At 38.3% G+C, this 13553-nt stretch carries 14 protein-coding genes; 4 read left to right on the plus strand and 10 right to left on the minus strand.

All coding sequences use genetic code 11. The annotated features are described in order from the left end of the window. Positions 1-13 precede the first annotated feature (13 nt). From AC4PG8_RS07540 to AC4PG8_RS07550, 3 genes are read right to left on the minus strand one after another with little or no spacing between them, the layout of a single operon-like run. A complete protein-coding gene (locus AC4PG8_RS07540) occupies positions 14-628 on the minus strand; it encodes a YpmS family protein (RefSeq protein ID WP_070753677.1) in 615 nt (204 codons plus the stop codon). Positions 629-643: 15 nt separating this feature from the next. Continuing rightward, on the minus strand, positions 644-1429 hold the full coding sequence (locus AC4PG8_RS07545) for an SGNH/GDSL hydrolase family protein (RefSeq protein WP_492170225.1): 786 nt from the start codon (positions 1427-1429) through the stop codon (positions 644-646). Between the two features lie 14 nt (positions 1430-1443). Beyond that, complete coding sequence (locus AC4PG8_RS07550) at positions 1444-2283, minus strand: DegV family protein (RefSeq protein ID WP_185562700.1); 840 nt, start codon at positions 2281-2283, stop codon at positions 1444-1446. Positions 2284-2464: 181 nt separating this feature from the next. Here AC4PG8_RS07550 and trhA point away from each other — a divergent pair, with 181 nt between their 5' ends. The 4 genes from trhA (at position 2465) to ppdK (ending at position 7330) form a co-directional block, all read left to right on the plus strand. Next, complete coding sequence (trhA, locus tag AC4PG8_RS07555) at positions 2465-3097, plus strand: PAQR family membrane homeostasis protein TrhA (protein WP_010991688.1); 633 nt, start codon at positions 2465-2467, stop codon at positions 3095-3097. Positions 3098-3217: 120 nt separating this feature from the next. Continuing rightward, complete coding sequence (ccpN, locus tag AC4PG8_RS07560; protein WP_003763015.1) at positions 3218-3847, plus strand: transcriptional regulator CcpN; 630 nt, start codon at positions 3218-3220, stop codon at positions 3845-3847. A 12-nt stretch (positions 3848-3859) separates the two neighbouring features. Beyond that, a complete protein-coding gene (locus AC4PG8_RS07565) occupies positions 3860-4672 on the plus strand; it encodes a pyruvate, water dikinase regulatory protein (protein WP_033532920.1) in 813 nt (270 codons plus the stop codon). Positions 4673-4690: 18 nt separating this feature from the next. After that, positions 4691-7330, plus strand: a complete 2640-nt coding sequence (gene ppdK, locus AC4PG8_RS07570; RefSeq protein WP_492170226.1) for a pyruvate, phosphate dikinase — start codon at positions 4691-4693, stop codon at positions 7328-7330. A gap of 44 nt (positions 7331-7374) precedes the next feature. Here the strand turns inward: ppdK and AC4PG8_RS07575 are convergent, their stop codons facing one another. The 7 genes from AC4PG8_RS07575 to AC4PG8_RS07605 all read right to left on the minus strand — a co-directional run bounded on the left by AC4PG8_RS07575 (position 7375) and on the right by AC4PG8_RS07605 (position 13547). Further along, complete coding sequence (locus tag AC4PG8_RS07575; RefSeq protein ID WP_010991691.1) at positions 7375-7752, minus strand: VOC family protein; 378 nt, start codon at positions 7750-7752, stop codon at positions 7375-7377. Between the two features lie 3 nt (positions 7753-7755). Then, positions 7756-8739 carry an aromatic acid exporter family protein gene (locus AC4PG8_RS07580; RefSeq protein ID WP_003763019.1) on the minus strand — a complete coding sequence of 328 codons (984 nt, stop codon included), beginning with the start codon at positions 8737-8739 and terminating at the stop codon, positions 7756-7758. A 93-nt stretch (positions 8740-8832) separates the two neighbouring features. Further along, the gene (locus AC4PG8_RS07585; RefSeq protein WP_003763020.1) at positions 8833-9456 is read right to left on the minus strand and encodes a DedA family protein; all 624 of its coding nucleotides are present in this window, start codon (positions 9454-9456) and stop codon (positions 8833-8835) included. Positions 9457-9595: 139 nt separating this feature from the next. Continuing rightward, positions 9596-11107 (minus strand): phosphohexomutase domain-containing protein, encoded by a 1512-nt coding sequence (locus tag AC4PG8_RS07590; RefSeq protein ID WP_492170227.1) that lies wholly within the window; start codon positions 11105-11107, stop codon positions 9596-9598. A gap of 68 nt (positions 11108-11175) precedes the next feature. Next, positions 11176-12051, minus strand: coding sequence for a putative RNA methyltransferase (locus tag AC4PG8_RS07595; RefSeq protein ID WP_492170228.1), 876 nt, complete (start codon positions 12049-12051; stop codon positions 11176-11178). A 53-nt stretch (positions 12052-12104) separates the two neighbouring features. After that, positions 12105-12587, minus strand: a complete 483-nt coding sequence (locus AC4PG8_RS07600) for a dihydrofolate reductase (RefSeq protein ID WP_003769360.1) — start codon at positions 12585-12587, stop codon at positions 12105-12107. Between the two features lie 15 nt (positions 12588-12602). Further along, complete coding sequence (locus AC4PG8_RS07605) at positions 12603-13547, minus strand: thymidylate synthase (protein ID WP_003769361.1); 945 nt, start codon at positions 13545-13547, stop codon at positions 12603-12605. Positions 13548-13553 lie beyond the last annotated feature (6 nt).

A 13553-nucleotide genomic window follows, 5' to 3' on the forward strand; every position in this document is an offset into this window, starting at 1 on the left:
TGGGCCAGTTAAATTACTTAACTGGTACTAAAAGTGTAAACGAAATATCGTCTTTCTTCAAATTTAGCGTATCGGCACGAACTTTTGTGTCGCCTTTTAGTTTTAATTTGTCCAAAGATAAATATATTTTTTCTTTTTTAGGAAGTACAGTGACCCACTCAGGGAATTTATAGTTTTTATTAACATAGTTCATCACGTAAGAAACTGGTAAAGGTAAAGCTCCAACAGACATATCTGTCAGCGATAATTCTATATTTCCATTATCAACTACTTTTGGTGAAAATTTCAGTCTTAGTTCAACAGGCTCACCAAAAATCTTCGCTTCAGCTGTAAAATTGACATTATTTGCTACAAAAACTTTATAACCGATATCTTGCTCTTTGCTGAAATCTTCTATATAGCTACTGATTAATTGGTTTAAGTCTGATTTAGTGGTGCTTGTTTGAAATTCAATATTTGATTTATTGCTAATAAGGGAAGGCGTTGGCTCTTCTTGTGGGCTAAGTACAAAGACTGTTACATAAAGCCAGCCAGCAAGAAGGATAAGCAAACTAATTAAAGTTAGGCAAATCCATTTCCAATAATTTCGTTTTGGTTTTTTTGGAGCTGATCTTGTTTCTACTTGCAAGATTTTATCACCTTTCTATTTAGGAATATTACCATCATCTAGTTGTTTGACGATAGCTTTTTCTAACTCGGCGCTCATTTTTTCATATCCTTTATGGTTTGGATGGAAATAATCATCTGAAAGTAATGGATTCGGCTTGTCTTTATTGGATGTATTTCTATCTTCTAATGCTTTAGCCACTGGGACGAAATAAGCATTGTTAGTTTGTTTAATTGTTTTCGCAGAAGCATCATTCCAATTGGTAATGACCTCATCAAATTGTTTTATGTCTGCAAAATAAGTCGTATAAGGATTGTAAATACCCATTAAAAATATCGCTGCATCTTTATTGTAAGAGCGAATATCTTTAAGTAACGTTGTAAGTTCTTGTTGAAATTCTTTATTTGCTTTTGCAAAATCAGCCACATCTACATTTAAAAGGCGAGATTGCAAAATAGCCATCACGTCATTCCCACCGATTGTAATAGTTATTACATTGGCATTTTTGACATCTTTCTGGAATTGTTTATTCGTTTTGAGGCGTTTTTCTAGTTGTGTAATACGGTTTCCTGATACACCGTAGTTGCTCGTTTTCACACTAGACACTGTAGCTTCTTCATTTAGTTTTTCTGGAACAATGCCCACATAGCCGCCTTCTTTGTTTTCATCACCAACACCTTCTGTTAATGAGTCACCCATTGCAACTAGGTTAATAGGGATTTCTTTTGATTCTTTATAATACTTGATACCAAAAACTGCGCCAACGAGAAGCGCGATAACAAGCACGCTTCCTGTAAGCCACAGCCATTTTTTCTTTGTCATATGCAATCACTCACTTAGTCAGTATAGTACATAAATGCAAACGCGCCAGTTCCAGCATGAGTGGAAATGACAGGATCTGCAAAAAATAGTGGAATTTCTGTTAATCCAGTTATTTCTTTAGACTCTGCGATAAAGTCATCAGCTAAATTCAGCCCATTGGCATGAACTACATCCAGCTGTTGAATTTTTTTCGGTTCGTCTTTAATTAGATTAAGGCAGTATTGTAAAACTTTTTTGTTACTGCGAACTTTGGTTTCTTCTTCCAATTGTCCATCAGTAAGCTTAGCGATTAATTTGATATTCAAAAGACTACCTAGGAAACCTTGCATTCGACCAACACGCCCACCTTTAATTAAATTATCGAGCGTTACGACCACAATATAAAGTTTTGTTTTGTCGCGAATATCATTAATTACAGCGTGAATTTCTTCTACTGAATAATCGCCATCCTGAGCCATTTCAGCGGCTTTTAGTACTTGGAATGCTTGGCCACGTGCCGTATAATCGCAGTCTACTACGGTGATGTTTCCTTCCACTATATCAGCTGCTTGGCGAGCTGCATTCACTGTACCACTTAGTTTTTCCGTCAAATGGATGGAAAGGATTTCATACCCTTCTGCCGTATATTTTTCATAAGCTTCTACAAAAGAACCGATTGCTGGTTGCGAAGATTTTGGTAATTCTTTTGTTTCAGCCATGCGTACCATGAATTCTTCTGGTGTAATGTCTGTTTTAGGATTATAAACTTTCCCATCGATTTCTACGGTTAAATATAAAACTTCAATATTCCATTTTGCTGCTTCTTCAAGAGTTAAGCCTGCAGTTGAGTCTGTGATAATCTTTATTTTTCTCATTTAGCCACATCCATTTTTGCTTATTTTCTCTTATTATAACATTCCCGGCGTTATACACAACCTATAAACTAGTTTTAAGAAAAGAGAAAGAAATGGTATTTGTCTTTCTATTCTTACTTTTTTAGCGTATGATAGAAATGTAACAACCCACAAAAATTTTGTAGAAAAGTATGGTGATAAAATGAATGTCACTTCTTATAATTGGAAAGAAGAACTGGCGAATGCAATAACGCACGGGGTTGGATTTATCCTTAGTATTCCCGCGCTCGTCTTACTTATAATATTCGCCGCTGGAAAAGATAATCCTCTTTATTTAACAAGTTTTTTAATTTATGGAATTTCACTAATGTTGCTTTATATTTGTTCCACACTGCTCCATAGCTTCAAACCTTGCAAAGCACGAACGGTTTTTAATATTATGGATCATGCCGCGATTTATGTTTTAATTGCTGGCAGTTATACACCATTTGTTTTGATTACGATTCAAGGAACTCTCGGTTGGACGCTGTTTGGTGTTATCTGGGGACTCGCAATTGCTGGGATCATTTATAAAATATTTATGACTGGCAAATTAAAACTTTTATCGACGTTTGTATACTTAGTAATGGGCTGGATGGTCATGTTCGCCATTAAACCACTTTATGCAGGGCTAACGCCAACCGGATTTTGGCTACTTGCGACTGGTGGGATTATGTTTACTGTAGGAGCAATTTTTTATAGTATCCCTCGAGTACCTTATATGCACGCGATTTGGCATTTATTTGTTATCGCGGGAACTGCTTTTATGTACTTCTGCATTTTGTTTTATGTTTAAATTATAATTTTTAAAACCTTCTCGATAATGAGAAGGTTTTTTTATATAGTGTGACATAATTAAGGCTTGTTTTTAATTATGTCATACTATATAATGTTTAGCATAACATAATAAAAGGATGTGATTCCAATCGAACTTTCCTCTAGACAACACCAGATTGTTGCCTTTGTTCGCGCGAATGAGCCCGCTACTGGTGACTCTATCGCTGCTCATTTAAAATTAACGCGTGCTACGATTCGCGCTGATTTGTCGATTTTGACGATGACCGGAATTTTAGATGCCAGACCTAAAGTTGGTTATTTTTACTCAGGACTCGAAACAAATCCGATTCATTTGGATGAAATTCGCCAATTGAAAGTAGCAGATATTATGACCCAACCATTTTTCGCAAAAAAAGAAACAAGTGTTTATGACGCCATTGTGATGCTCTTTATGGAAGATATTGGCAGTTTATATGTAATTGATGACGAACAATTAGTTGGGCTTGTCTCTAGAAAAGACTTACTGAAAGGCGCACTGGCGGATGCAGATACGAAAGCCACTCCCATTGCGACCATTATGACGCGCATGCCAAACCTTGTTACTGTGACTAAAAATGATAAAGTCTTGCACGCAGCAGAACAGCTTGTCTTTCATCAAATCGATTCGCTTCCCGTTTTTGAAAATAACTCTCGAGAAGCGAAAGTCGTCGGAAAAATATCAAAAACACGTATTACTGCGCTTTTTGTAGATACAATAAAAAAGGTTTAATAGGAGGCAAATATGGAAAATCCGGTTATTATATATGTTATTTCAGATGCTATCGGAGAAACTGCTCAACATATTATTCGCGCGGTAACAGCTCAGTTTTCACTTAATAAACCAGCTGATATTCGGCGCCACGCTTTTATTCGCGATGAAAACGCTTTACTTGAAACATTAGAAGAAGCAAAAGCAGCCGATGGGATTGTTGTTCAAACGCTAGTACAATCAAAGCTCGCTGATTATGCGTCAGATTTTTGTGTGAAAAATCATCTTCCAAACGTCGATTTATTACATACGCTAACTGCCGCAGTGGAAGCAAAAACTGGGTTAAAGTCTAAACAAGACCCAGGAAATATGCGCCGGCTTGATAGTAATTATTTTGATCGTATTGCCGCAATTGAATTTGCCGTTAAATATGATGACTGCAAAGATCCCCGCGGTTTACTGGATGCCGATATTGTTTTAGTCGGTGTTTCAAGAACGAGTAAAACCCCACTTAGTAGCTATCTTGCAAATCAAAACTGGAAAGTCGCTAACGTGCCACTCGTTCCAGAAATTCCGATTCCAGATGAACTTTTTCAAATCCCCGCAGAACGAATTATTGGTCTGACAACTACACCTGAAAAACTTGCTCAAATCCGGAAAGTGAGATTAAAATCAATTGGCTTAGATGAAGCAAGTAGTTATTCTAGTGAAAAACGCATTTTAGAAGAATTAGAATATGGTTATGCTACTTTCAAAAAGCTTGGCTGCCAAGTAATCCATGTTGAAGACAAAGCCATTGAAGAAACCGCTGCCCTAATCACGGAGATTATCACGAGTTACCACTAATTAGAAGAGGTGAATAAAGTGAGAAAATTTGTCTATCAGTTCAGTGAAGGTTCTAAAGAAATGAAAAATCTTTTAGGAGGAAAAGGTGCTAATTTGGCCGAAATGACGAAAATTGGTTTGCCCGTCCCTCCTGGCTTTATTATCTCGACCGATGCTTGTAATGATTATACGACGAGCAACAAACATCTATCCGAAGACATTTTTGAAGAAGTAAAAATTCATTTGGCAGAACTCGAAAAACAAACTGGAAAAATTTTCGGATTCGCGGAAAACCCGCTGTTAGTTTCAGTACGTTCTGGCGCGCCTTTTTCGATGCCAGGAATGATGGATACGGTTCTAAATCTAGGGTTAAATGATCAAGCTGCTGAAGGATTAGCTAACTTAACAGGAGATGCTCGTTCTGCGTTTGACTCTTATCGTCGCTTCATTCAAATGTTTGGCGATGTTGTTTTTGAAATTCCAAGCTATCAATTTGAACAGGCGCTTGCTCGTATAAAAAAAGACAATAATTATCTTTTAGATACGGAATTAACTGCTGCTGATTTAAGTGAACTAATTGAGATTTATAAACTGATTTTCAGCCAAGCAACTGGCAGAGATTTTCCGCAAGATCCGTTAGAACAGCTGAGACTTGCGATTATTGCTGTTTTTGATTCGTGGATGAACCCTCGTGCCGTTATTTATCGCAGACTGCATGATATTGATGCAAGTTTTGGCACAGCCGTGAATATTCAAGCGATGGTTTTTGGCAACACTGGCGAAACAAGCGGTACTGGTATTACTTTTACGCGAAATCCATCCACTGGTGAAAAGCAAGTTTTTGGCGAGTTTCTATTGAATGCACAAGGTGAGGATGTCGTTGCAGGAATTCGCACGCCTGAACCGATTAGCGCACTGGAAGAAAGAATGCCCCTCGTTTATAACGAACTCCTTAAAACATGTGAACTGCTTGAAAATCACTACCTAGATATGCAAGATATTGAATTTACAATTGAAAAAGGAAAGCTTTACGTTCTTCAGACAAGGAGCGGGAAACGAACAGCCAAAGCAGCAATTCAAACAGCAGTCGATTTCGTTCACGAAGGCAAAATCACTCGTGAAGAAGCAATTATGCGTGTAGAAACCAAACAGTTACATCAATTACTTCATCCAGCTTTTCATGAAAGCGCTCTTAAAGATGGGCAAGTCATCGCAACCGGATTACCTGCAAGTCCAGGAGCTGCTACAGGTCAAATTTTCTTTGAAGCTAAAGAAGCCGTAGTAGCTTCAGAACGCGGCATTTCTGTTATCCTGGTACGAAATGAGACTTCTCCTGAAGATATTGAAGGTATGGCAAGGAGTAGCGCGATTTTAACTGCTCATGGTGGTATGACTTCTCACGCTGCCGTAGTAGCCCGAGGAATGGGAAAATGTTGTATAGCAGGTTGCGCCGAACTCACTATTAATGAAAAAGAAAAAACCATTATCCTCACAACTGGAGAACAGCTCCATGAAGGTGATTTTCTTTCTCTTGACGGTAGCACTGGAAATGTCTATCTTGGACAAATAGCACTCACAGAAGCTTCTATAGGCGGTCATTTTGATGAATTAATGGCATGGGCAGACGCTGAGAAAAAACTAAAAATCCGCGTGAATGCCGATACACCAACAGATTTTAAAAAAGCATTACTATTTGGCGCTGAAGGTATTGGTCTTTGTCGCACAGAGCATATGTTTTTTGATGAAAAAAGGATCCCTTATGTAAGACAAATGATTTTAGCAGAATCACTTAAAGAGCGCGAATCTGTTTTAACATCATTAAAAGAGATGCAAAAAACGGATTTCAGTGAATTATTCCGAATAGCAAATGGTCGAGCAGTGAATATTCGCCTTCTTGATCCGCCCCTACATGAATTTCTGCCGAAGACTAACCGCGAAATCGAACAATTAGCGCGCGATATGAACCGTACTGTTCCCCAAATCACCAAACGGATTGAGGAGCTGGCAGAAGCAAATCCTATGCTAGGTCATCGCGGTTGCCGTTTAGCCATTACTTTTCCAGAAATTTATCGTATGCAGGCGGAAGCAATCATGGAAAGTGCCGTTATCGTTCATGATGAAGGAATCGATGTCCACCCAGAAATTATGATTCCTTTAATCGCTACAAAAAACGAACTTAGTTATATAAAAAATGAAATTATGCAGGCCATTCATGCGATTTTTGAAAAAGAACGAGTTGTGCTACCTTTTGATATTGGTACGATGATTGAAATTCCTCGTGCTTGTGTGACCGCGGATGAAATTGCCGAAGAAGCCCAGTTCTTTAGTTTTGGAACAAATGATTTAACCCAGCTAACATATGGTTTTTCTCGTGATGATGCGACTAAATTTCTAGCTGATTATTATGAAAAAGATATTTTACCTAAAGATCCATTTGTCACGATTGATAAAACTGGTGTTGGTGCGTTAGTTGAAATGGCTGTTACTCGCGGAAGAATGACTCATGCGAACTTAAAAATGGGCGTCTGTGGAGAGCATGGCGGAGACCCAGAATCAATCCACTTCTTCCATCAACTTGGCCTCAGTTATGTATCATGCTCGCCTTACCGCGTGCCAATAGCTCGGTTAGCAGCAGCCCAAGCAGCACTGAGCGAAAACAAGCTAGTATCTACTATATAAAAAAAGTCCAGATGGCAATCACTTAGATTGTCATCTGGACTTTTTTATTTTTCGCAAATCGCCACATAATTCCCTTCATTATCTGCAAAGTTGAACACGCGACCGATTGGCAGATCAACCAAATCCCCTACTGTAATTCCTTTGTTTTTATATTCTTCATACAGTTCGCTAATATTTGTTCCAAACAGTAAAATCGATGGCGTCCCAAGGTTCATATCCGGGTTCATTTCGGCAACTTTCTTTTTATTTTGGAGCACAAAAGTAGTTTCCACACCTTTTGAAGGGGCGATTTCAACCCACTGAATTTCGCCGTTTACGACTTCTTCTGAAACAACGACAAAGTCCAATTTTTCCACCCAAAAATCTCTTACTGCCGCTTGATCTTCCACATATAACATTACTTGACCAATTTTTTCAATCACGATTCATCGTCCTCTCGTCATTTCTTTTTCCTTCAAGCCAAACTCCGCATAAAAATCACGTTTCATTTCTAAAAGATAGCGCAAATCATTCATAAATTGGAATAAAATGGCTCTGTTTTCGAATTCTTCACGTGTTTCTGGGAGCTTACTACTACGAAATTCATGCACCATCGTTGTAATCTCTGCCACTAAATCTTCCGCCGTATTATGTTCATCCAACGTCTGCGCTGTTTTTTCAGTAATTTCAGCGAGCGCCATACTTTGCTCTGAAGAATGATGGAACGAAACCAGATGTCGCTTCATTTGTGTCAAAATTCGGTACTGAACCAGTCGCATATCCACATACTGAGAATAATAGTGTGACGAAGCAAAAAATTGATTGTCCAAATTTCTTGCTGCTTTTTCTTGTGCATAATCTAATGTACCCTTTAATTGATTTAATAAGCCAAACTCATCAAGATATTCAGACTGATTTCGAAGCCCTTGCGTCATTTCTGTTAAAATTTGTCTCATGATGGCTTCAATTTTTTGTTGACTGCGTTTTAATTCGTCTTCCATTTTTGGCATGTATAAATTTAAAATAATTGCGATACCTGCGCCTACCGCCATAAGTAAAAGTTCATTTTTAAACCAAAAGAATGATAGCGATTGTTCTAATAAAATGTGCGATACAAGTACTGAACTTACAACAATCCCGTCAGCAACATGTAGTCTTACAGCAAGCGGAATAAAAATCAGTAGATAAAGTCCAAAACTCACTGCGTTATAACCAATGAGCATGAAAAATACGGCGGCAATAGAAAGCGCCAAGACAGTCGAATAAACCCGCTGAATCGCAAGTTGCAGAGACCCCTTTTTCGTATTTTGTACACTTAAAATCGCGATAATTCCCGCCGAAACTGCATATTCCAAATGAAGCCATTCCGCCAAAATAATCGCTAGTGTCGCTGCAATTGCTGTTTTTACTGTCCGCATTCCAATCCGCATATGTCCCGTCCCCTTTCTATGTCCAACTTATCATAGCACGAAAGCGAAAATCGCAAAAGAAAAACCTTGAAGATTCCTCCTCAAGGTTAGACATTATTCTTCGTCTAGTGTTTTTTTAAAGCGTGCTCGGAAAAAGAAGCCTAAGCCAAGCAAGGTTATAACAGCAATGATACTATAAATCACTGTCGAAAAACTATCCATGAAAACAACAATTTCGCCCCAAGATTCGCCAAGAAGAGCGCCAAGACCAATTAATACCGTATTCCAAAGCAAACTCCCTGCCGTTGTTAAAATTAGAAATCGTGACATTTTCATCTTCGTCATCCCAGCTGGAATGGAAATCAAACTCCGTATAAGTGGAATCATCCGACATAAAAACACTGCCCAGCTACCATATTTCAAAAAGAAACTTTCAGCGCGTTCAATATCCGATTCCTTGAGTCGTAAAACCCGGCCATACTTCAAAACAATATGCGTTAGCCGTTCTTTGCCAAAATAAGAGGCCACTTTGTAAAGTAAAATAGCTCCTACAACTGAACCAAGTGTTGCTACAATAATCACCATCACTACATTAAGTGATGAAACTGTCGTCATAAATCCACCAAAAGTTAAGATAATCTCAGAGGGAATAGGCGGAAACAAGTTCTCAATCATAATTAACAAAAAAATACCTATATAGCCAAAATCAGCCATAATACTTGTAATCCAAGTTTCCAAAAAACACACTCCTGTACTTTATTTCCCTTTTAAAGTAAGTGCTTGCTTTTTAAGTTTACTACACTCGTTCTACTTTTTCAATCGATTTGGTAAAAAGAAAAAGAACTTGATACGTTTTCCATACCAAGTTCTTTGTTATTTACATTTTTAAATCGGCTTTCGTTGCGAAAAATCCTGCTAAACGATCTTTCACTTTCTTGATGCCACCAGCTTCATCACTTTCTAAATTCATTGGCATTACAGGTTCGTGCAAGCTCATTCGAAGCAAGAACCAACCTTCACCAAGCGCACCCTTCGTATTTACACGAATGCCTTCTTGGTTCACTGGTTCTAATTCCATGTCCGCGTCAGCTTCTACAAATGCCAGAAAATCAGCTAAAACTTCTTTGCCATAAGCTTTAAAATCTGGTGCTGTAATACTTAAACGAATTTCTTCGCTTTCTGCTGGTTCTTTTAAATCGGCTATTAAATCTGGCAAATCTTGCCCATTTTTTCGTAAAGTGGCGTACGTCATCAAAATTTTGGCAATTAAGTAAGCACCGTCATCTAAGAAATAATTTTCTTTTAATGCAGCGTGCCCACTCACTTCAATAGCGATTTCTGATGGTGTTCCGTTTGCATTAAGGCGTAAAGCTTCATTGATAACGTTACGATAACCACGTTTAAAACGATGTTGTTTTCCACCTTTTGCTTCGATGAATGTTTGCAGATGTCCGCTTGTTGTTGAGTCAGTCACGATAGTTGTTCCTGGCTTTTCTTCCAAAATAATACTAGAAATAACAGCAATTAATGGATTACGGTTTAAACTTTCTCCATTTTTATCCATAATCGCAGCTCGGTCTACATCCGTATCAAAAATCACACCTAAGTCCGCTCCGCTCGCAAGTACCGCTTTTTTCAAGCTAGCCATAGCTTCTTCATTATCGGGATTTGGAATATGGTTAGGAAAATTGCCATCCGGATCTAAAAACTGACTACCAGATATGTCTGCCCCGAGCTCTGCCAACACTTTTTCAGCAAAAAAGCCGCCAGCTCCATTCCCTGCATCGACAATAATGTGGCTTCCTTGGAGTGGCTTCATTTTGTCAGCTGCATCCGTGATTCCAGCTCTAATTTTATCCGTTAAGTCTGCGGCATATGTAGAAAGTAAGTCTTGTTTTGTAACTTTTCCGGCGATTAGTCCGTTTTCTGTGAAAGATTTATCTGCGTGAGCTACGATATAATCAATATCTTCATGTTCAGCTCCACCAGATTTCGTAAATAATTTTAGTCCATTATACATAAAAGGTAAGTGGCTCGCTGTAATCATAATTCCGGCATCGCAGTCATAGTCTTCGTACTGGGTTGCCATAAACATGGCTGGCGTAGTAGCAAGTCCTACATCCACCACATCGATACCTGCGAAAGTCAGCCCTTTGATAAGTGCCGCTTTTAACCGTTCCGCTGAAAGTCTGCTGTCATGACCAATCGCCACTTTTGCCTGACCTTCCACTTTTTTCTCCTCTTTTAGCCATTTCGCAAATCCATAAGCAATCTTTTCTACACGTTCGTCTGTCAGCGTAATCTGATATTTTTCCGTAGCGATTGCTATTCCACGTATGTCTGATCCGTTTTGCAGTGCTTCTAACGCTTTCGTTTCTGATTGATTCATGTCATTCCTCCAGCTTCTGTATTTTTCCCCTTCATTATAGCTTAAATTGCGCATAATTCACATATCTTTTACAAAAGATGTGCTCTATTTGCAATAATGATTTTTAGATCTACCGTTAATTCTTTTGGCGGATTTATTAATAATTCACTTTTTTTATCTTTATCAATGTGCCAACCAAGTGGTGTCATTTCAAGAAAATCGGCAAATAATTCGTTTGCGATTGGCGCTTTATATGTCACCCGTTCAACATGCTCGACTGTTAATTTTTCTGCTAGCCGAGATGTAACGGACTCATTTGAATAACTACTCTTCTCATCAACATAAATAAATTCGCGAAACTCCCGCAAATAATTCGTCTCTGGAACTACTTTTAACAAAAAACCATCCGTTTTTAACAGCCGTTTGAATTCCTCATAATTCGAAGGTGATAAAATGTTTAAAATCACATCTGCCGTCTCTTTCTGGGTTGGACAATTGGCTAAATCAGCTACTGTCCAAACAATTCCGGGATAATCTCGAGCAGCTTGTTTCACGCCTTCTTTAGCAATATCTAGCCCAATTGCTTGGACATGGCGTCCTTTTTCTTGAAGATTTTTTACAACTTGCGCTAAATGACTTCCTTCACCGGAACCAGCATCATATATCACTATTTCTTCTTTTTTTGACTCTGCAATGATTTCTGTCACTCGTTCGATTAATTTTTCAAAAAAGCCACTCGCAATCACTTTTTTTCGTGATTCAAATAAGGCTTGATCGTATTTGGTTTTATGTACTTGCTTAAGTAAATGTAAATATCCCGGCTTGGCAATATCAAACCCATGATGGTTTTTACATACAAATGAATTCGGCTCGCTAAATGAGAATTCTCCCCCACAAATCGGACAAGCAAGCAGCGTCATACTTTCTTTCATCGCAAGCTTATTAATCTCCATTTTTGATAACAATTAAACGTCACTCCCACTCGAAAAACGTTGCCCGAAAGCAGGCAACGTTTCTACTAATTTCTTTCATACGTATAAAATGTGTAATTATATTTATTTTTCTCATCTTTTTCATGAGGTTCTTTCGCTACTTCTGAAAAGTTTTCCCAGTCTACTTTTGGAAATGCGGTATCTGCATCAAATTCCGCATCAATTTTTGTGACAATTAACTTATCTGCCACATCCATAAATAAACGATAAATTTCCGCTCCACCAACAACATAAATCGGTTCGCCGGTTTCAGCAAGCGCCAGAACTTCATCCCGTGAATGAAGAATTTCTGCATCGTCTAGTTGTAATTCATTGTCCCTAGTTAACACAATGGTCTTTCTATTTGGTAAAGCTTTACCTAGTGATTCATAGGTTTTCCGTCCCATGACGAGCGTTTTTCCAGTTGTCGTTTTTTTGAAAAATTGTAAATCTCCTGGTAAGTGCCACGGCATCTTGTTGTCTTTCCCAATATTACCAGCGCGGTCTTGTGCCCAAACAAAAATTATCATCTAAGAAAACCTCCCTTATACTGAAATTGGTGCTTTAATTGCAGGATCTGGATTATAACCATCTAGTGAAATATCCGCTACTTCAAAATCAAAAATGGTTGCAGGTTTATCTGAAAGAACTAATTTTGGTAGCGCATGCGGAGTTCTTGATAATTGTTCTTTCACTTGTTCGATATGATTGTTATAAAGATGTGCATCTCCCATAGTATGGATAAATTCACCAACATCAAGTCCAACTTCCCGTGCAATTAAATGTGTCAAAAGTGCATAACTCGCAATGTTAAACGGTACTCCTAAGAAAATATCTGCACTTCGTTGGTACAATTGGCACGATAATTTCCCATCTGCCACATAAAATTGAAACAATGAATGACAAGGTGGTAAAGCCATATTCGGAATATCTTCAGGATTCCAAGCAGACACGATTAAACGACGCGAGTTCGGGTTTGTTTTAATCATTTCAATCAAGTCAGCTAACTGATCAATTGTTTCCCCTTGCGAAGTTTTCCATTCACGCCATTGTTTGCCGTAAATATTACCTAATTCGCCGTATTTATTCGCGAACGTTTCGTCTTCTAAGATCCGCGTTTTAAACTTCTCCATTTCAGCTTGATACACTTCTTTAAAGGCCGGATCACGCTCAGCACGCAGCCCAAAGTCAGTCATATCTTCGCCTTTATAATCAGCGCTTTTCACAAAACGCTCAAAAGCCCATTCATTCCAAATATTATTATTATGCTGTAAAAGGTAGCGAATATTCGTATCTCCATGTAAAAACCATAGTAGTTCACTTACTACAAGTTTAAATGGTACCCGTTTTGTTGTCATAATTGGAAAGCCTTCCTGTAAATCAAAACGCATTTGATAACCAAATGTGCTGATTGTTCCAGTCCCAGTGCGATCTCCTTTTTGTGTTCCATTCTCTAAAACGTACTTTTCTAAATCCAAATATTGTTTCATTGTTCG

Source organism: Listeria sp. MAN/IMW/UF555, from assembly GCF_058684075.1.